General features: G+C 66.1%; 18 protein-coding genes. 8 read left to right on the forward strand and 10 right to left on the reverse strand.

Translation table 11 applies throughout. The annotated features are described in order from the left end of the window. Nucleotides 1-78 precede the first annotated feature (78 nt). From ligA to IE266_RS14775, 3 genes are read left to right on the forward strand one after another with little or no spacing between them, the layout of a single operon-like run. On the forward strand, nucleotides 79-2199 hold the full coding sequence (gene ligA, locus IE266_RS14765) for an NAD-dependent DNA ligase LigA (protein ID WP_189680866.1): 2121 nt from the start codon (nucleotides 79-81) through the stop codon (nucleotides 2197-2199). Further along, nucleotides 2196-4286, forward strand: coding sequence for an ATP-dependent DNA helicase RecG (gene recG / locus IE266_RS14770; RefSeq protein ID WP_189680938.1), 2091 nt, complete (start codon nucleotides 2196-2198; stop codon nucleotides 4284-4286). The genes ligA and recG overlap by 4 nt, the downstream gene beginning before the upstream one ends. Nucleotides 4287-4312: 26 nt before the next feature. After that, nucleotides 4313-4525, forward strand: coding sequence for a hypothetical protein (locus tag IE266_RS14775; RefSeq protein WP_189680945.1), 213 nt, complete (start codon nucleotides 4313-4315; stop codon nucleotides 4523-4525). 162 nt (nucleotides 4526-4687) lie between these two features. On the opposite strand, the gene IE266_RS14780 is transcribed toward IE266_RS14775, so the two are convergent. Then, complete coding sequence (locus tag IE266_RS14780) at nucleotides 4688-6097, reverse strand: methyl-accepting chemotaxis protein (protein ID WP_189680867.1); 1410 nt, start codon at nucleotides 6095-6097, stop codon at nucleotides 4688-4690. A 50-nt stretch (nucleotides 6098-6147) separates the two neighbouring features. Continuing rightward, complete coding sequence (locus IE266_RS14785) at nucleotides 6148-6600, reverse strand: iron-sulfur cluster assembly scaffold protein (RefSeq protein WP_189680868.1); 453 nt, start codon at nucleotides 6598-6600, stop codon at nucleotides 6148-6150. Nucleotides 6601-6667: 67 nt separating this feature from the next. On the opposite strand from IE266_RS14785, the gene hisI reads away from it, so the two are divergent. Next, nucleotides 6668-7033 carry a phosphoribosyl-AMP cyclohydrolase gene (gene hisI, locus IE266_RS14790; RefSeq protein WP_189680869.1) on the forward strand — a complete coding sequence of 122 codons (366 nt, stop codon included), beginning with the start codon at nucleotides 6668-6670 and terminating at the stop codon, nucleotides 7031-7033. Nucleotides 7034-7090: 57 nt separating this feature from the next. Further along, complete coding sequence (locus tag IE266_RS14795) at nucleotides 7091-7846, forward strand: hypothetical protein (protein WP_189680870.1); 756 nt, start codon at nucleotides 7091-7093, stop codon at nucleotides 7844-7846. Nucleotides 7847-7915: 69 nt separating this feature from the next. Here IE266_RS14795 and IE266_RS14800 read toward each other — a convergent pair whose 3' ends face one another. After that, nucleotides 7916-8920 (reverse strand): proline racemase family protein, encoded by a 1005-nt coding sequence (locus IE266_RS14800; protein WP_189680871.1) that lies wholly within the window; start codon nucleotides 8918-8920, stop codon nucleotides 7916-7918. Between the two features lie 126 nt (nucleotides 8921-9046). Here IE266_RS14800 and IE266_RS14805 point away from each other — a divergent pair, with 126 nt between their 5' ends. Together IE266_RS14805 and IE266_RS14810 are read left to right on the forward strand one after the other, a co-directional pair. After that, nucleotides 9047-10429: an aspartate aminotransferase family protein gene (locus IE266_RS14805; protein WP_189680872.1), complete on the forward strand. Its 1383-nt coding sequence runs from the start codon at nucleotides 9047-9049 to the stop codon at nucleotides 10427-10429. Then, on the forward strand, nucleotides 10426-11817 hold the full coding sequence (locus IE266_RS14810; protein WP_189680873.1) for a glutamine synthetase family protein: 1392 nt from the start codon (nucleotides 10426-10428) through the stop codon (nucleotides 11815-11817). The genes IE266_RS14805 and IE266_RS14810 overlap by 4 nt, the downstream gene beginning before the upstream one ends. 329 nt (nucleotides 11818-12146) lie before the next feature. Here the strand turns inward: IE266_RS14810 and IE266_RS14815 are convergent, their stop codons facing one another. The 7 genes from IE266_RS14815 to IE266_RS14845 form a co-directional block, all read right to left on the reverse strand. After that, entirely contained in the window at nucleotides 12147-13331 is a 1185-nt protein-coding gene (locus IE266_RS14815; protein WP_189680874.1) for a vWA domain-containing protein, read from the reverse strand. Nucleotides 13332-13334: 3 nt separating this feature from the next. Next, nucleotides 13335-13502, reverse strand: a complete 168-nt coding sequence (locus IE266_RS14820) for a hypothetical protein (protein ID WP_189680875.1) — start codon at nucleotides 13500-13502, stop codon at nucleotides 13335-13337. Nucleotides 13503-13512: 10 nt separating this feature from the next. Then, nucleotides 13513-14883, reverse strand: a complete 1371-nt coding sequence (locus tag IE266_RS14825) for a DUF2927 domain-containing protein (RefSeq protein ID WP_373310583.1) — start codon at nucleotides 14881-14883, stop codon at nucleotides 13513-13515. After that, the gene (locus IE266_RS14830; RefSeq protein ID WP_189680876.1) at nucleotides 14880-15329 is read right to left on the reverse strand and encodes a GNAT family N-acetyltransferase; all 450 of its coding nucleotides are present in this window, start codon (nucleotides 15327-15329) and stop codon (nucleotides 14880-14882) included. Before IE266_RS14830 ends, IE266_RS14825 begins: the two co-directional genes overlap by 4 nt. A gap of 133 nt (nucleotides 15330-15462) precedes the next feature. Further along, entirely contained in the window at nucleotides 15463-16764 is a 1302-nt protein-coding gene (locus IE266_RS14835; RefSeq protein WP_189680877.1) for a calcium-binding protein, read from the reverse strand. Between the two features lie 127 nt (nucleotides 16765-16891). Further along, nucleotides 16892-17791 carry an AEC family transporter gene (locus tag IE266_RS14840; RefSeq protein WP_189680878.1) on the reverse strand — a complete coding sequence of 300 codons (900 nt, stop codon included), beginning with the start codon at nucleotides 17789-17791 and terminating at the stop codon, nucleotides 16892-16894. Nucleotides 17792-17801: 10 nt separating this feature from the next. Further along, nucleotides 17802-18644, reverse strand: coding sequence for an AAA family ATPase (locus tag IE266_RS14845; protein ID WP_189680879.1), 843 nt, complete (start codon nucleotides 18642-18644; stop codon nucleotides 17802-17804). 182 nt (nucleotides 18645-18826) lie between these two features. On the opposite strand from IE266_RS14845, the gene dksA reads away from it, so the two are divergent. Beyond that, nucleotides 18827-19249 carry an RNA polymerase-binding protein DksA gene (gene dksA / locus IE266_RS14850; protein ID WP_189680940.1) on the forward strand — a complete coding sequence of 141 codons (423 nt, stop codon included), beginning with the start codon at nucleotides 18827-18829 and terminating at the stop codon, nucleotides 19247-19249. Nucleotides 19250-19316: the final 67 nt, after the last annotated feature.

Consider the following 19316-nt stretch of genomic DNA (forward strand, 5'->3'; position numbering starts at 1 on the left):
CCACTCGCGGACAGGCATCTGGACCATTGCCGGGCCGCGTCCTATCACTTGAGGCGCAATGCTCGTGAGGCGCTTGAAGTGAAAGACGACGTCAAGGTCGAAGACCTGAACCGCCAGCAGGCAGAGGCGGAACTGGAACGGCTGGCCAGCCTGATCGCGGCCGCCAACCAGGCCTATCACGCCGAGGACGCGCCCGAGATTTCGGACGCTGAATATGACGCTTTGAAACGGCGCAACGCCGCGATCGAGGCGCGATTCCCCGAGCTGATACGCGCCGACAGCCCTTCGGCGCAGATCGGTGCGCGTCCCTCCGAAGGCTTTGCCAAGGTCACGCACGCCCAGCGGATGCTCTCGCTCGGGAACGCCTTCGAGGTCGAAGACGTCACCGATTTCGATACCGGGATTCGCAAGTATCTGGGCCTCGGCCCCGACGCCCCCCTACGCTACACGGCCGAGCCGAAGATCGACGGTCTGTCGCTGTCGTTGCGCTATGAGAATGGCGAACTGGTGCAGGCGGCGACGCGTGGCGACGGCTCTGTCGGTGAAAACGTCACCGCTAATGCGCGCACCATCGACGATATTCCGCAGCGTCTGAGCGGCGCGCCCGAGGTGCTTGAGGTGCGCGGCGAGGTTTACATGAGCCACGCCGATTTCGCCGCGCTGAACGCCCGCCAGGCCGATTCGGGCGACAAGACCTTTGCCAATCCGCGCAACGCCGCCGCCGGATCGCTGCGTCAGCTCGATCCATCGGTTACGCGCGGTCGTCCGCTGAAGTTCTTCGCCTATTCCTGGGGCGAACTTTCCGAACCCCTCGGCAAGACGCAGCTGGAGGCGATCGAGCGGCTGAAATCGCTTGGTTTTTCCACAAACCCGCTGACCCGGCTCTGCGATGGCCCGCAGGAAATGCTGGCCCATTACGCCGATATCGAAGAGCAGCGCGCCACGCTCGGCTATGATATCGACGGGGTGGTCTACAAGGTTGACGACCTCGCCCTGCAGGCGCGGCTCGGGTTCCGCTCGACCACGCCCCGCTGGGCCATCGCGCACAAGTTCCCGGCCGAGCTGGCCTGGACCCGGCTCGAAGCGATCGACATCCAGGTCGGCCGCACCGGCGCGCTCTCGCCGGTGGCGCGCTTGCAGCCGGTCACCGTGGGCGGTGTCGTCGTCTCGAACGCCACGCTGCACAACGAGGATTACATAGCCGGCCGCTCGGCCAGTGGCGAAGAGATCCGCGGGGGGAAGGACATTCGCGTCGGTGACTGGGTACAGATCTACCGCGCCGGCGACGTGATCCCCAAGGTCGCCGATGTCGACCTGTCCAAACGCCCGCCCGAGGCGCAGCCCTATGCCTTTCCCACCCGTTGCCCGGAATGCGGCAGCGAGGCGGTGCGCGAGGCCGGAGATGCGGTGCGCCGTTGCACCGGCGGTCTGATCTGTCCCGCGCAAGCCGTTGAGAAGCTGAAACACTTCGTCTCGCGTCCCGCCTTCGACATCGACGGGCTGGGCGCGAAGCAGGTCGAACAGTTCCACGCCGATGGCTGGATCGCCGAGCCGGCCGACATCTTCACGCTGCAGGAGCGTTTGGGTTCGGGCCTGCGCCAGCTCAAGAACCGCGAGGGCTGGGGCGAGAAATCGGCCAACAACCTCTTCGCCGCCATTGACGAACGCCGCCGCATCCCGCTGGGTCGGTTGATCTTTGCGCTTGGCATCCGCCATGTCGGCGAACAGGTCTCGAACCTGCTAGCCCGCCACTATGGCACCTGGGAGGCCTTCGAGACTGCGGTGCGCGAAGCCGAACCGCTGGAAGGCCCGGCTTGGGACGAACTCATCAGCATCGACGGCGTCGGCAAGGTGCTGGCGACCTCGCTGGTCACGACCTTCGCGCAGGCCAACGAACGCGCCTCGATCGACCGCCTCGTCGGCTACCTCTACGTGCAGCCCGTGGCGGCCCCCAAGACAGAGGGCAGCCCGGTCGCCGGCAAGACCGTGGTCTTCACCGGCACGCTCGAAAAGATGACCCGCGCCGAGGCCAAGGCGCGGGCCGAGGCGCTGGGGGCCAAGGTCGCCGGTTCGGTCAGCGCCAAGACCGACATTCTGGTCGCCGGGCCAGGCGCGGGGTCGAAGGCCAAGAAGGCGGCCGAACTGGGCATCCAGACGCTGGACGAGGACGGTTGGCTCGCCCTCATCGCCGGGACATGAGCGGGCGGCCGGTTGCGCTCTTCCCGCTCTTCGCGGGGCTGGAAACGCTGGAGGGTGTCGGGCCAAAAACCGCGAAACTGCTCGTCGATTCCGGATTGGAAACGCCGCGTGACCTGTTGTTTTCGCTGCCCTATTCGTTGGTCGACAGGCGCAGGCGCGACACCATCCGCGGCGCCGAGCTGCCGGGCGTGCTGACCGTCGAGGTCGAGATCGGCGCGCATCGCCCACCGCGGAACAAGGGCGGCGCATACCGCATCCACGTCGAGGATTCTGCCGCCGATTTCCAGCTGGTCTTCTTCCACGCCCGAGCGGATTATCTCAAGCGGATCGCGCCCATAGGCAGCCGGCGGCTTGTCTCTGGTCGGGTGGAGATCTTCGACGGGCTGGCCCAGATGGTACACCCAGACCACATCCTGCCGGTCGAGGAAGCGGCCGAAATCCCGCCCTTCGAACCGGTCTACCGCCTCACCCAGGGTGTTACGCAAAAGACCATGTTCAAGGCGGCCCGCAGCGCATTGTCGCGCGCGCCGGACCTGGCCGAATGGATCGACCCCGGCCAGAAGGCGACGGCCGGCTGGCCCGATTGGGCCGGGGCCATCGCCGCCGCCCATGCGCCAGAAGGCACGGCAGACCTCGCCCCGACCGCCCCGGCGCGGGAACGGCTGGCCTATGACGAATTCTTCGCCCACCAGCTCACCCTTGCCCTGGCGCGCGGGCGCGAGCGCAGGGGCAAGGGCGTGTCTAGCGTGGCGACCGGGCAGTTGCAGAAACGCGTGCTGGCGGCTCTGCCCTACCGGCCGACCAATGCGCAAGCGCGGGCCTGCGAGGAGATCGCCGCCGACATGGCCTCGCCGCTGCGGATGAACCGGCTGTTGCAGGGCGATGTGGGCGCGGGCAAGACGCTGGTGGCCTTCCTCGCGCTGCTGGTCGCGGTCGAGGCCGGGGGGCAGGGCGCGCTGATGGCTCCGACCGAGATCCTCGCGCGTCAGCATCTGGAAGGGCTTCAGCCGCTGGCCGAACAGGCCGGTGTCGTGCTCGAGATCCTGACCGGGCGCGACAAGGGGGCCGAGCGGCGCGCCAAGCTCGAAGCCCTGGCGCGGGGCGATATCCAGATCCTCGTCGGCACCCATGCGCTGTTCCAGGCCGATGTGGCCTTTGCCGACCTGCGGCTGGCGATCATCGACGAGCAGCACCGCTTCGGTGTCCGCCAGCGGATGGAATTGGGCGCCAAGGGCATGGCCGCCGATGTGCTGGTGATGACCGCCACGCCGATCCCGCGCAGTCTGGCGCTGGCGCAATATGGCGACATGGACGTCTCGGTGCTGGACGAGAAGCCGCCGGGGCGCAAGCCTGTCAAGACCGCCGTTGTCAGCACCGAGCGGATGGACGAGGTGATCGGCCACCTGCGCCGCGCGATTGCCGAGGGGCGGCAGTGTTACTGGGTCTGCCCGCTGGTCGAGGAGAGCGAACTGGTCGACCTGACGGCCGCCGAGGACCGGTTCCAGCGGCTGCGCGCCGTGCTGGGCGAGGGCGTGGTCGGGCTGGTCCACGGCCAGATGCCGCCCGCCGAGAAGGACGCCGCCATGGCTGAATTCGTCGACGGGAACACCAAGGTGCTGGTCGCCACCACGGTGATCGAGGTGGGGGTGAACGTGCCCAATGCCTCGATCATGGTGATCGAGCGGGCCGAGATCTTCGGCCTGGCGCAGCTTCACCAGCTGCGCGGCCGGGTCGGGCGGGGCGAGGCGGAATCGACCTGCCTGCTGATGTATCAACCGCCGCTGACCGAGGGCGGACGCCGCCGGCTCGAGGTTCTGCGCGAAACCGATGACGGCTTTGTCATCGCCGAGACCGACCTCGCCATGCGGGGGGCAGGCGACATGATCGGCACCGCCCAGTCCGGCCTGCCAAGGTTCCAGATCGCCGATCTGGAACGCCAGGCGGCGCTGATGGCGGTGGCGCAATCCGATGCGCGGGCGCTGCTGACGACCGATCCGGGCCTCGAGAGCGACCGGGGGCAGGCGGCGCGCGTTCTGCTCTGGCTGATGCGGCAGGATCAGGCGATCCGCCTGATATCAGTGGGTTAGCGGATTCGCTCCCGGAACATTCCAGAATGTTCGCAAATGTTCTCAAAAAGTTCTTTACAGCTGCGCCGGAAAATGAGAACAAAAGGTCAACACTGACCACTTCAACGGAGCAGACGCCGATGACCGAGATCAGAAATGCCCTTTCCCGCTGCCGCGCCACCTTGGCGCAGGATGCCGCCGGTGTCGCGGCGCTGATGGTCATGCTGGTGGCCGCCCTCCACCTGCCAGGAGGTTTCTGACCCTTTCTGCCTGCGATCTCACGCGTGGCGCGCGCACGTCCTCCGGCGTGTCCTGTCCCATCACCGATACGCCGGGCTTCTGCCTGTCCCGGTCCGCGCCGCCCGGTCCCTCGTGAAGACGCATACCTCGCCGCCGCCATCCGCCCGGATGCGCGGCGGTTCTTATTGGTGGGAATAGGCCAGGCGCAGCGCCCCCCAGTGCTTGCCGCCAACCCGGATCGGGGCCGAAACATCCTTCATCATGGCGTAGCTGCCGCCGCCCATGTCGCGGCGATAGACCTGCAGCAGGAAGGGCATCTGGTTGCGGCCGGCCTTCAGCCCGACGCGGTCGTCAAAGATCCTCCGGTTGCGGCAGTTCGCCGTGTTCCAGGCCACGTCGTTGCGCTGCGGCTGCGAGAACTTGCGGTTGTGCGTGGGCAAGTATCCATTTGTATCGATTGCCACGCAGAAGACGACACGGGGATCGATCGTCAGCGCGGCCTCCTGCACCTCGGGAAAGAGCCTGTCTGTCAGGCCGGTGAAGCGGGTCATGAACTGCTGCGGATTGCTGCCTTCGATCGGGCGATAGTCGTGGTCGAACAGATCCTCGCGCGTGATACGGCCCTGCGCCACTGCGGCCTCCAGCAGGCCCGAGAGCCGCGCGGCATCGGCCTGAACGCGCGCGATGAAGCGCCCGTCGGTCGAAACGCCCCCCGCCGCAACCGATGCCTGCGAGATCGCCTCGCCCCGGTCGATCAGTGCGTTCACCCGCGCCCTTGCCTGTGCCAGCCCGTCGATGGTGGTGCCGACCGCCGTGTCGATGCGGGTAACGGCGGGGCCGACCTGGTCGGTGGCGGCCTGCATACGCTCGGCCTCTGCCTGGATCCGCCCCGCCGCGGCATCTGCGGCGCGCACCCCTTCGGCGATACCGTTCAGCGCCCGGTCGATGCCGCTGCTGTTGTCGATCACCGCGCTCGCATCCCCCGCGATCTGGCCGGAGTCCCGCTGCATCCCGTCGACCCAACCGGAGAGATCCCCGAGGTTGGAGGCAATCTCCTCGGCGGCGGTGGCGGTCTTGCGCGAAAGGTCGTTGATCGCCTCGGCAACCACGCCGAAACCGCGCCCCGAGTCGCCGGCGCGCGCGGCCTCGATCTTGGCGTTGATGGCGAGGATGTTCACGTGGCGGGCGATATCGGCGATTTCGGAATTGCTGGACTGCACGGCCTGCAGCGATGCGGCGACCTGGCGCACCTTCTCGGTCAGATCCTGCACCCAGCGTGCGATCGTCTGCGAACGCGCGCCGGCATCGCGGACAACGGTGATCGACTCTCCCACCGCCTCGAGCGTGCGGTGGGTCGATGCTCCCATCTCGGCCACCACGCCATGCACCGCCTCGTTGGCGGCAACCACCTGTCCAAGTTGGCCGCGCACCTCGCCCAGGGCGCTCAGTTGGGCGTTGGCATCCTCGTCGAGCGTGTCCAGGAAACCTGCGATGTCGACGATTTCGTATCCCAGACCGGCCGAAAGATCGGCCAGCCGGTTCAGCGCGGCATCGCCGGGCGGGTCTGTCTCAACTCTGGCTGCTGCGCCCATCCGCTCCTCCGGCCCTGGAGGAGCAGTAGCAGGCGGAACTTACCGAAGGCTTAAGCGCAATGCGCTTGTTCGGCCTGGGCCATCGCCTCGGCGGTGGCTTCGAGCGCCAGCATGATCGAGGCGTGGCGGTTCTTGTAGTCACGTGCCGGCAACAGCACGTCGAGCCCGTCGAAGGGTGCCTCGGGGGCCGGTCCGCCCTCCTTGAGCATAGCGCGCAACTGGTCGCGGGCGGTTTCAACCTGCTCGCGCGTCGCGCCTATCACCGCGCCGCCGACAACCGAGGCTGCGGCCTGGCCAAGCGCGCAGGCTTTCACCTCCTGCCCGAAGTCGGCAACGCGCCCGTCCTTCACTGCCACGTCCACCGTGATGGTCGACCCGCAGAGCGGCGAGCGTTTCTTGACCGTTGCGTCCGGACTCGCCAGCCGCTCGGCATGGGGAATATCCGCCGCAAGCGCCAGGATGCGCGCCGAGTAGAGCTTGATGAGATCGCTGTCGCCCGACATGGACTTTCCCTTGGCCGTGGTTCCCCATACATAGTCGCGCAACCAAGTGATGCAAAGGGTTTTGCCGATGACCTTCGATCCAGCCAGCCTGTGCTTCGACGCCAACGGCCTGATTCCCGCCGTGGCCCAGGATGCCGACAGCGGAGAAGTGCTGATGGTGGCCTGGATGAACGTCGAGGCCGTTGCGAAAACGCTCGACACAGGCCGCGTCACCTATTGGTCGCGCTCGCGCCAGGCCTTCTGGATCAAGGGGGAGACCTCTGGCCACGTGCAGGAGCTGGTCGACTTTCGCCTCGACTGCGACCGCGACTGCCTGTTGCTGCAGGTGCGCCAGACCGGCCCGGCCTGCCACACCAACCGGCGAAGCTGCTTCTACACCGCCGTGCGCGACAGCGCCGAGGTCGAACTGATGGCACCGGACAAAGAGGCATGACAGCCGCGCCCGCGCGCTGCTAGGGTTTCCCTGTTGGTTCAAGCGGGAGTGCAGCGTATGGTCAGGAGAACGGGCCTGGTGGTGGGATGCCTGCTGGCCACGGCAGCCGCGGCGCAGGAGAATCCCGGTTTCGATCCCGATGCCCCCTGCGGGGGCGAGCTGCGCGCGGCCGACGACACCGACAAGCTGATGATCGCCGCCTGGATGCACGGCTATCGCTCAGCCGGGGGCGAGGCCGCGGGGATGGTGGACCTGGCCACCTCGGCCAGCCTGCTGGGCGAGCTTTTCACCTCCTGCCTCGCGGACGAAACCCGGTCGCTCAACGAGATCATGTCCCCCGCCGAGCCCTCCCGCGATCTGGTCGTGGCCCCTGCCGCAGCCGGTACCGAGGCCGATGCGCGGGCGCTGCTCATGCGCTTCCTCGACCCTGCCGCCGACCGGGTGGCGCTGACCGCCGCGCTCAAGCCGGAAGATGCCGATATCTCGGAAGTTTACGCCGAACCGCTGGCCGGCAAGCTGAAGGCCAGTTTTGCCCAGACCTTCACGCCCGGCATCCAGATCGGGCCGAAACCGGATCAGAATGCGCTGCTGGTCTATTACTCCACCACGGCGCGGCTCAAGTCCGGCGATCCCGCGCTGTCGAACTTCCCCGGCGGCTATGCCGATGTGCTGCAATATTTCCGGGGCGACCACCCGATCGTGCGATTCAAGTTCGTGGAAGAGGGGAAGGAACTGGGGCTGGCCTTCGACGGGCTGATCTTCGTCAATGGGCGTTGGGTGCTGATGCCCAAGCCGTGGCGGGCGCTGGAGTAGGCGGGCGCCTCGCATAACCCATTAGGCTGTTTAGACAAGTTCTTGATTTAATTCAATTTCTATGTTGTATCAAAGCAGGAATCCGCGCCCCAGCTCATCACCCTCTTCCAGCAGGAACTCTGCCGATCCCGTGTAATAGGCTCGCCCGCCAACCCGAACCGTCCAGGCGCGATGTGCCCCGGCCACCGTCTCCTCCATCGTCTCGCCAGTGAAGACCGCCCCGGTGACGCTCTCGAACCGGCAGAGGGTCCCCGGCCTCAGCCCGCGCGCCGTGGCAATCGCCATCCGCGCGCTGACGCCCGACCCGGTGGGCGAGCGGTCGACCTCGCGGGCGGCGAAGACACAGATGTTTCGGCTTGCGCGTTCGGGGCCGGGGGCGATGCCGTCGGTCAGGATGGTGCCATAGAGAAAGGCCAGGTCCGGATCGTCTGGATGCGACAGCGGGATCGCCTTCGCCGTTGCCTCGGTCACCCGCGTTGCCGCCTCGACCAGATCGCGCAGCGGCGCGTCGAGCGTCAGCCCAAGCGCCTGGGCCGGCAGGATGGCATAGAAGGCACCGCCATAGCCGATGTCGAGCGTCACCCTGCCGAACCCCTCGACCTCGACCTGCGCATCCAGCACCGGCGCGAAGGAGGGCACCGAGGTGAACCGCACCGCGCCGCTCTGCACGTCATCGCCGTGGATGGCCACCTCTACCTCCACCGCGACCGGCCCGCAGGGGCATTGGATCGTCAGGTGGGTCAGCGGCGCAACCGCCGGGATGATGCCGTGATCGACGGCAAAACGCCCCAATGCGATCACCGCATGGCCGCACATGGTTGAATAGCCTTCGTTGTGCAGGAACAGCACGCCCATGTCGCACCCCGGCAGGTCAGGCTCGACGGGCAGGGCGGCATACATGTCGAAATGCCCGCGCGGCTCGAAGATCACCAACTTGCGCAGGTGATCTTGATGGTCGCGGGCAAAGCGGCGTTTATCGAGGATGCCCGCCCCATCGACCTCGGGCCAGCCACCGGTGATGATGCGCACCGGTTCGCCCCCGGTATGCATTTCGATGGTGGTGATAGGTGTCATCGACGTCCCTCTCGGTTGCGGCCATCAGGCGGCATTCCGACGCGGAGCGCAAGCGGTCGCACGTGGTGGCTTGTGATTGGTGAAAAATTTGATCAAATGTTATCCACCCTGTCACCGGAGCCCGCCATGGCGTCCTCACCTGTCCGAATCGCCGGCATCGCCGAGCCGCGCCTGCGCGCGGTCGCCACGCGCGAGGCCGCCGCCTATGCCGCCGCGCGCCCGCACAGCAAGGCCGCGCTCGATGCCGGTTCGGGCGCCTTCCTCGACCGGGTGCCGATGCATTGGATGAAGGACTGGCCGATGGCCTTCCCGATGCTGGTCGCCTCGGCGCAGGGGGCCGAGATCACCGACATCGACGGCAACCGGATCGACGATTTCTGTCTTGGCGACACCGGCTCGATGTTCGGCCATTCGCCGGCCCCGGTGGCCGAGGCGATCCGCGCCCAGGCCGGGCAGGGCCTGACCTACATGTTGCCCACCGAAGCGGCGCTGCAGGCCGGGGAACTGCTCTGCGAGACCTTCGGCGATTTCCGCTGGCAGATCGCCACGACGGCGACCGATGCCAACCGCTTCGCCCTTCGCGTGGCGCGCGCCGTGACCGGCCGGCCCAAGGTGCTGGTCTTCAACGGTTGCTACCACGGCACCGTCGACGAGACGATGGTGACGCTGGAAGACGGACGCACCGTGGCGCGACCAGGTCTCACCGGTCAAGTCGCCGACCTGACCCGCACCGCCGCCTGTGCCGAGTTCAACGACCTCGCCGGTGTCGAGGCGCTGCTGGCGCCGGGCGATATCGCCGCCATCCTGACCGAGCCGGTGATGACCAATTCCTGCATGGTGCTGCCCGATCCGGGATTCCATGAAGGTTTGCGCGCTCTGGCAAAGGCTTACGGCGCGCTCCTCATCATCGACGAAACCCATACGATCTCCTCCGGCCACGGCGGCTATACGCGGATCCATGGGCTCGACCCGGACATCTTCGTGGTCGGCAAATGCGTCGCCGGGGGGATGCCCACGGCGGTCTGGGGCCTGCGCCCCGACCTAGCCGAGCGGTACTTGGCCTATGACGCCAGCCGCCCCGCGGGCCATTCCGGGATGGGCACGACGCTCTCGGCCAACCCGATGCAATTCGCCTGCCTGGTGGCGACGCTGTCACAGGTCATGACACCCGCGGCCTATGCCCATATGGAGCGCGACGCCGCCCGGCTCGAAGCCGGCCTCGCCGCCGCGATCACCCGCGCCGGCGCGCCCTGGCACGTGGTCCGGGTCGGTGCCCGAGTCGAATTCATCTGCGCGCCGGGGCCTTTGCGGAACGGCGACGAGGCCGCGCGGGCGCATCAGCCCGAGGTCGAGGCAGTGGTCCACACTGCCCTGCTGAACCGAGGCAGCCTGATCGCTCCCTTCCACAACATGATGCTGGTAAGCCCCGCCACCACCAACGCGGCAATCGACCGCCTGATTGCCAGCTTCGACACCCTCCTGACCGAGCTTTTCGCGAGCGACCCATGACCCAGCCCTGCCCGACCGGCGCCACCCTTGCCGAGGCCCAGGCCTTTCTCGACGCCCATCCCGAGATCGAGGCCATCGACATCCTGCTGCACGATTCCAACGGGATCGGCCGGGGCAAGATCATCCGTCGACACGAACTGGCGGCGCTCTACCGCACCGGGCGGCATATGCCGATCTCGATCCTCGGCCTCGATATCTGCGGCGAGGACGTCCACGAGACCGGGCTGATCTGGGACGAGGGCGACGGCGACAAGCGGGCCTGGCCTATCCCGGGCACGCTCAAGCCGCTGCACAACACCCATCCGCCACGGGCCGAGGTGTTCATGTCGCTCTACGAGCTCGACGGCACGCCGGTCACCTACGACCCCCGCCTCGCCCTGCAACGCCAGGTCGACGCCTTCGCCGCGCGCGGGCTGACCCCGGCAGGGGCCTTCGAACTTGAGTTCTTCCTGCTCGCCAGGGATCGTGGCCCCGACGGCAAGGTCCGCCCGGCCGCCGATGTGCTGGACGGCCGCGAGAGTCACAAGACCGAAGTCTATTCGGTCGACCACCTGCACGGGATGCTGCCGCTCTTCTCCGACATCTACGCCGGCGCCGCCAAGGCGGGGATCGAGGCCGAGACGCTGATCTCGGAATATGCGCCGGGGCAATACGAGCTGACGCTGAACTACCGCCGCGACGTGATGCAGGCAGCGGACGACCTGGTGCGGTTGAAGCGGATCGTGCGGCAGCAGGCGCGGGCGCATGGGGTGGTCGCCTGCTTCATGGCGAAACCGGTCGAGGAATACGCCGGCTCGGGCATGCACTTCCACGTCTCGCTGATGGACGAGGCGGGCAGCAACATCTTTGCCGAGGCGCCGGGCCAGGGCTGGACCGAGCCGCTGCTCCACGCCCTTGGCGGGCTGCGCGCGACGATGGGCGAGTCGATGCTGGTCTTCGCGCCGCACCTCAATTCCTGGCGGCGCTTCGCCAACCAAAGCTACGCGCCGGTCTCCACCGCCTGGGGTGTCAACAACCGCTCGGTGGCGCTGCGGGTGCCGGCAGGCGAGGTCCGCGCGCGCCGTATCGAGCACCGCCCCTCGGGCGTCGACGCCAACCCCTACCTGGTCGCGGCCACGGTGCTGGCGGGGATCCTGCACGGCTTCGACAACCGGATCGATCCGGGACCCGAGACCACGGGCAACGCCTACGACCAGGAGGATGCCGGCGCCGGGATCCCGCGCGACTGGCACCAGGCGATCGTGGCAGCGCAGCAGTCGGATTTCCTGAAAGCGGCCCTCGGCGAGGACATGCACCGGACCTTCACGGCGGTGAAGGCGGCCGAACACGCGCGGGTGGCGCGGACGATATCGGAAGTGGATTTCGACCTCTACCTGCACACGGTTTGAGGGTGTCCCAGCTAGGACGCTCATCAAGCCTCTGAAGAAAAACAAAAAATTAAGAGTGAGCATCCGGGACACCCAGCTGCAACGGGCGGCGGGGTGAACCCCGCCCTACGCCCAAGCCGGAAGGCATGCGTTTGGCTGATCTCGGACTGGAGTATTTCAAAAGAAGAGAAGCAGCTGGCGCGCGCCCCTGGCTTCTCTTCTTCTCAAATTTCTCCGGGGGGGCCGCGCCCCAAGGCGCGGCGGGGGCAGCGCCCCCCAAGAATCCACCCGCCACTGGGCGTTGACGCCGGAAACCCTGCGTAGGGCGGGGTTTACCCCGCCGCGCGGGTTCAGCGGGTCAGTTCCTTCATGCCCTTGGCGAGGCCCGCCAGGGTCATCGGCACCATCTGGCCGTCAAATATCTCGTTGATCATCGAGATCGACTGGGTATAGCTCCAGTATTTCTCGGGCACCGGGTTGATCCAAAGGCTGGAGGTCCACTTCTCCCGCGCGCGCTTGAGCCAGAGAGACCCGGGTTCCGGGTTCCAGTGTTCCGAGGCGCCGCCGGGATAGGCGATCTCGTAGGGGCTCATCGAGGCGTCGCCGACGAAGATGCACTTGTAATCCGGCCCATAGGTGCGCAGCACCTCGTGGGTCGGGGTCTGCGCGTCCCAGCGGCGGCGATTGTCGCGCCAGACGCCTTCGTAGAGGCAGTTGTGGAAGTAGAAATACTCCATGTGCTTGAACTCGGTGCGCGCCGCGGAGAACAGCTCTTCCACCACTTTCACATGCGGGTCCATCGAGCCGCCGACGTCCAGGAACAGCAGCACCTTCACCGCATTGTGCCGCTCGGGGCGCATCTGCACGTCGAGATAGCCGTGTTCCGCCGTGGCCCGGATCGTTCCGTCGAGGTCGAGCTCGTCGGCCGCGCCCTCGCGCGCCCAGCGGCGCAGGCGTTTCAGCGCGACCTTGATGTTGCGCGTGCCCAGTTCCACCGTGTCGTCGAGGTTCTTGAACTCGCGCTTGTCCCAGACCTTCACCGCGCGCTGGTTGCGGCTTTCCTTCTGGCCGATGCGCACCCCTTCGGGGTTGTAGCCATAGGCGCCGAAGGGCGAGGTGCCGGCGGTGCCGATCCACTTCGACCCGCCCTGGTGGCGGCCCTGCTGTTCCTTGAGCCGCTCGCGCAGCGTCTCCATCAGTTTCTCGAAGCCGCCGAGCGCCTCGATTTCCTTCTTCTCGGCCTCGGTGAGGTGTTTCTCGGCCATCTTCTTCAGCCATTCGGCGGGGATGTCGACCGCTTCGAGCACCTGTTCGAAACCGATCGATTCCAGCCCCTTGAAGGCGGCGGCAAAGGCCTGGTCGAACTTGTCGAGGTTGCGCTCGTCCTTCACCATCGAGATGCGGGCGAGGTAGTAGAAGGCCTCGACATCATAGGTCGCAAGCCCGGTCTTCATTGCCTCGAGGAAGGTCAGAAACTCGCGCAGCGTAACCGGGACGCCGTGTTTCCTCAGGGATTCGAAGAAGGGCAGGAACATGGCTTAGACCAACATGCGTTCGAGGATGACGGTTGCGATCATGCCGACGACGGCGAAGGCGATGCCGTAACCGGCGCCGTATTGCGCCATGTCTGCGCCCGAGCCGCCGCGCTTCTTCGCGGTGAGCACGCCGATGATAAGGCCAAGCAAACCGCCACCGATCACAATCATCTCTGTCCTTTCACAGCCGGCGCGTGTGCGGGCTGAGCGCCGCGATCTCGCGCATCTTGGCATGTACCGCGTAATCCGAGCCAAAGCCGTAACGCGCCCAGCCGATACTGTCCATACGCAGATCCTGTGCCTCGTCCGAGCGGCCGGAGAGATCGAGCGCCTCGGCCTTGAGCAGCATCAGCGTCGCCAGCAGGGCGGCGTTCTCGGCGCGGGCGGCGACGGGCAGGCAGGGGTCGATCTGGCGGATCGCGCTGGTGCCTTCGCCCTGGGTGATGAGGTAGGCGGCGGTCTGGGTGGTGATGAAGGCGCGGTGCAGCTCGGTGCCGGGCGTGCGGTCGAGCAGGGCCAGCGCGCTGGCATAGTGCTGCTGCGCCAGCGCCGGGTCATAGCTCTGGATCATCCGGCCCAGCATGTAATGGCTGAAGGCGCGGCGGTGGTCCTGCCATCCCAGGTCCTGGGCGATCCGGGCGGCCTCCGTTGCGGCGCGGCGGCGGGCCTCGAAGGCCGCGCCGGGGCCAAGCGCGGTTTGCACGTCGTCGATCCAGGCGCGCGGGGTCGGCTGCACCGCGCGGGGCGGTTCGCTTTCGCCGCGCGGGTTCAGCCGGCTGAGCAGAGCGGGCAGGCGGGCGGCCACCTCGGCGCGGGACATGCCGCTGTGCAGTTCGGGCGCATAGGTGGCGCGCAGGATCAGCATGTCGAAGCCGGTCAGCACGGTATGGACGTTGTCGTCGTTGAAGACGGAATCCGACAGCTGGTAGAGGTCGTTCAGCGGCCCGAGCGCCTGGGCCAGTTCCTCGTGCAGGCAGTCGCGGATTTCCTGCGGGGCGGCGTCGGCGGGCACGAAGATGCCGAGGCGATAGCGTTCGCGCAGCATCGACCAGTTGGTCTGCGCCCGGTGCCGGTTGCGGCGGTAGTCGTCGATGCTTGTGACATTGGGCACCACGAAACAGGCGGCCTGGGGCAGGGCGCGGCGGATCTCGTCGCGGCTGACGGCCTGGATGGTGATATTGGCCTCGGGGCCGGTCACCTCGCCGATATTGATATTGGCCTCGCGCTGGAGCCGGCCGAGCAGGGCGCGCAGGTCGGGGCGCAGGCTGGGCGGCGCCTTGCCGGTGACGCGCACGGTGATCGGCCCTTCGAAGCGGGTGAAGGTGTCGAGCGCGCGCCCGCTCTCCAGTTCGAAATGCAGGGCGAGGAAGTCGGCGGCGATATTGGCGTTCGAGGAGACCGGCGGGCGCACCTCGGTGGCGCCGAAGGCCTTCATCGGCGGCAGGGTGCTGTCGGCGATGGTGGCGCGGGTGGGCATGTCGGGATCGCCGCCGCAGGTGGCCAGCGCAAGCGCGGCAAGAAGGGCGGCGCAAAGGGCGGGGGCGCGTCTCACGGGCGGCTGTATTTGATGAAGGGCGTCTTGACGGCGATGCGGTCGTAGAGCTGGCGGGCCGTGGTGTTGAAATCCTGCGTCAGCCAGTAGACCGAGGGCGCGCCATGCGCGTCGGCGGCGGCATAGACCGCCTCGATCAGCCTGTGGCCGACACCGGTGCCGCGCACCTCGGGACGGGCGTAGAGGTCCTGCAGGTAGCAGACCTCCTCGATCTTCCAGCCGTGGCGGTGGAAGAGGTAATGCGTCAGCCCGACCAGCCGGCCGTCCTGTTCGGCGACCAGGCAGCTGAAGTCGCGTGGATCGTCGCCCAGCAGGCGGGCGAAGGTGCTGTCATAGACCTCCGGCGCGACGGAGCTTTCGTAGAATTCCAGATAGGCGGTCCAGAGCTCGGTCCATTCCGGGCGGTCCTCGGCGCGCAGGGGTCGAATGATGATCTCGGTGGTCATGGTCTCAGCGTGGCAGGGGGCGCACAGGCGCTCAAGATGGATCTGCCGCAGAGTAGGGCGGACGCGACCGGCGGGCAACAGTCAGGCGCGCCCGGCCCTGGGGCCGGACGCATATCGGGCGGGCCCGAGGACGTCAGAAGATGAAGTCGGAGCGGTCGAGATTGAACAGGGAAATCCCGACAAGGGTAATGGTATTGCCCTCTCCCGCATCTATCACTACGTCTGCGCCGACCTGCGACATGTGGTTCCTGACCAAGTCGCTATAAGACGTAATCGACGCGACGCCTCTCAGATTGATATCCTCGCCCCCGTTGAGCGCGTTGAAATCGGTGATCCTGTCGTTGCCAAAGTTTCCTCGGAAAATGAACTTGTCGAGGCCGGCACCGCCGGTCAGCGTATCGTCCCCGATGCCACCGTCGAGCCTGTCGGAGTCGTCATTGCCGATCAGCGTGTCATCGCCCCCCCGGCCTAGGAGCGTGTCATTGCCGCCCTTGCCATCGAGCAGGTTGTCGTTTTCGTCACCCGCGATGGTGTCGTTCTCGAAGTTGGATCCACGTACATTTTCGATGTTGCGAAGCTTGTGATTGAAGGTCTGACCCTGCCAGGTGCCGGTAGCGACCCCCTTTGCGAGGTCGACGTCGACGGGCCCCACGCCGCCCCGGTCATATCTGATCAGGTCGATCCCACCCTTGCCGTTCAAGACGTCATTGCCCTGGCCCAGGGTGAACCTTTCGTCGTTGCGACTGCCGACAACCTTGTCATCGAAATTGGTGGCCCAAAGTTCATAGATCTGACCGGGGCCCGAAATGGTGTCGGCAACGAAGTTCAGAATGCCATCGGCGGCAGAGAATTCGTAGGTCTTGGTAACGAGGCCCATGTTCAGGTTGGCGGTGATCCCGGCGCCGAGGCTGGCGTAGCTCAGCCGGATCAGGCCTTCCCCGATATGGTATGAATCATTGCCGCCGCCACCGGACAGGCTGAGCCAGCGGTCCTCGCCGGGATTGACCCGGAACTCATCGTCACCGGCATTGTGACCCGTTACGATCTGTAGGCCGCTGTACTGCATGTTCAGCATGGCGTTGGAAACGTCGACCAGGTTGACGTTGATGTCATGCCCGCGGATGAAGCCGAAGTTGTTGTCACCGTCGATGACGACCAGAAGCCCCGCGTCCGGGTCCGGCGTGTTCGCCGGATCGTACCATCCCAGGGACACCGACACGAAGCCGAGACCATCCGCGTAGCTGGAGAAATCGATCGTATCGAAGCCGGTGCCCGGGTCGATGGTATCCCCGCCAGCGATATTCCCACCGGCATCGATGTAGTCATTGCCGGCACCCGCGGAAATATAGTCGCTGCCGCCGAAACCCTTGATGATGTCATCATTCGGGGTGCCGGTCAGGTAGTCACTACCTGATGTTCCGTTAATCTTCGCCAAGTCAGAATCTCCAATCAGTCAGTAGATCCACTGATGGTTGAGAAATAAAATCAAATCAAATGAAGATGTTATCTAAAGTATAAATTTGCATGTGGGTGCACCGGACGCCACACGGATCAGAGCGGCCTCAGGCCAGCAGTGCCAGCGGCACGGTCGACAGCAGGCTGGTCCAGATGATGACCGGGGTGATCGCATCGGTGCGCACGCCGTGCAGCAAGGCGAGCGAGAAGGCCATCATCCCCGAAGGGCCGGCGGCGGCGAGCAGGAACTGTGGTGCGGCGGGGTCGCTCGGGTGCACAACCGCGATCAGTGCCCAGACCATGGCCGGGAAGAGCAACAGCTTGAGCGCCGAGATGCCGGCGACCACCGGGGTCGGGGTCAGGCGGCTGCCCGAGAGTATGATGCCGACCGCCAGCAGGGTCAGCGGCGAGGCGGCGACGCCGGCATAATGCAGAGCGGTCTCGACCGGGGCGGGCAGGGTGAGGCCCGAAAGGTTCACGACGAGGCCCAGCAGAATCGCCATCAGCACCGGGTTGCGCCCCATCGAGCGGACCGCCGCGCCCGTGCCGTATTTGCCCGCGATCAGCTCCATCGAGATGATGAAGAAGGCAAAGGAGACGGTGGAATCCCAGGCCACGATGGCGGTGATCGGGGTGGCCCCGGCGGCGCCGTAGATCAGCACCGAGATCGGCCAGACGTAGAGCAGCGTATTGGTGAAGACCACCGCCATGCCGAGCAGCCAGCTCTCGCCATGCTCGCGCCCGAAGATCCGCCGGGCGGTCAGGTAGGCGAGGGTAAAGCAGATGGCCTGCGCCGCGACGTAGAGCGCCAGCGCCACGATCGGGAAGGTCGAGGCGTCGTATTTCGCCACCAGCGGGAAGATCAGCGCCGGCTGGAAGATCAGGAAGGCGATCCGGTTGGCGGCCCGCGCCTCGCCCTCGGAGACGGTGCCGGCCCGGCCCAGGATGAAGCCGAGCGCAAGCACCGAGAAGACCGGCAGGATGTTTCCGGTCAGGACCGAGAGCATGGCTTTGCCCTTAGCGCGTCTTCGAGCGGGCCATGAAGGCGAGGCGTTCGAAGAGGTGGACGTCCTGCTCGTTCTTCAGCAGCGCGCCGTGCAGCTTGGGCAGGGCATTGGCGCCGTCGCGGCGCAGGTCCTCGGCGGTCAGGTCCTCGGCCAGCAGCAGCTTGAGCCAGTCGAGCACCTCGGAGGTCGAGGGTTTCTTCTTGAGGCCCGGCTGTTCGCGCAGCTCGTAGAACTGGGTGAGCGCGGTGGTCAGCAGCGCTTCCTTGATCCCCGGGTGGTGGACTTCGACGATCTTGCGCATGGTCTGCTCGTCGGGGAAGCGGATGTAGTGGAAGAAGCAGCGGCGCAGGAAGGCGTCCGGCAGTTCCTTCTCGTTGTTCGAGGTGATGATGACGATGGGCCGCTGGCGCGCCTTGATGGTCTCGCCGGTCTCGTAGACGTAGAACTCCATCCGGTCGAGTTCCTGCAGCAGGTCGTTCGGGAACTCGATGTCGGCCTTGTCGATCTCGTCGATCAGCAGCACCACGCGCTTGTCCGACTCGAAGGCCTGCCAGAGCTTGCCCTTCTTGATGTAGTTGCGCACGTCATGCACGCGCTCGTCGCCAAGCTGGCTGTCGCGCAGGCGGCTGACCGCGTCATATTCGTAGAGACCCTGCTGGGCGCGGGTGGTCGACTTGACGTTCCATTCGATCATGTCCATCCCGAGCGCCGAGGCGACCTGGCGTGCGAGCTCGGTCTTGCCGGTGCCCGGTTCGCCCTTGACCAGCAGCGGCCGCTCGAGCGTGACGGCGGCATTTACCGCGATCGTGAGGTCGTCGGTGGCCACATATTCGCTGGTGCCCTGAAATTTCATGTCGTTCCAATCCCTTGTTGCCCGAGTGTGTCGACCCGCCTGCATCTAGGGTTTTAGCGCGAAGCGAATGCTATTGTGTAGTGACATTCGCGGCATGCTCGGCTAAACGCTGCGGCAGTGGGGAACCCGTGTTCCAAGGAAGTGTCATGTCCGAAGTTGTGGGTCAATCCAAGGGAGTGGAAATGAAGCAGGACGTTTTCTTGCCGGACGACTACCGGCCGGCCGAAGATGAACCTTTCATGAATGAACGCCAGATCGAATACTTCCGCAGAAAGCTTTTGAACTGGAAGAACGACCTTCTCGAAGACAGCCGCGATACGATCGAAGGTCTGCAAGACAGCACCCGCAACATCCCTGACATGGCCGACCGCGCAAGCGAGGAAACGGACCGCGCCCTGGAGCTGCGGACCCGCGACCGCCAGCGCAAGCTGGTCGCCAAGATCGACGCCGCGCTGCGCCGGATCGAGGAAAACGAATACGGATATTGCGAAGTGACTGGCGAGCCGATCTCGCTCAAGCGGCTGGACGCGCGTCCGATCGCGACGATGAGCCTGGAGGCGCAGGAGCGTCACGAGCGTCGCGAGAAGGTGCACCGCGACGACTGAGCGGTGAGAAATTTCGTAATGGTTTCACGGCGCTGGGGCGGTATGCCCCGGCGCCGTTGCTTTTGAG

The organism is Seohaeicola zhoushanensis, from assembly GCF_014656415.1.
GTDB lineage: Bacteria > Pseudomonadota > Alphaproteobacteria > Rhodobacterales > Rhodobacteraceae > Seohaeicola_A > Seohaeicola_A zhoushanensis.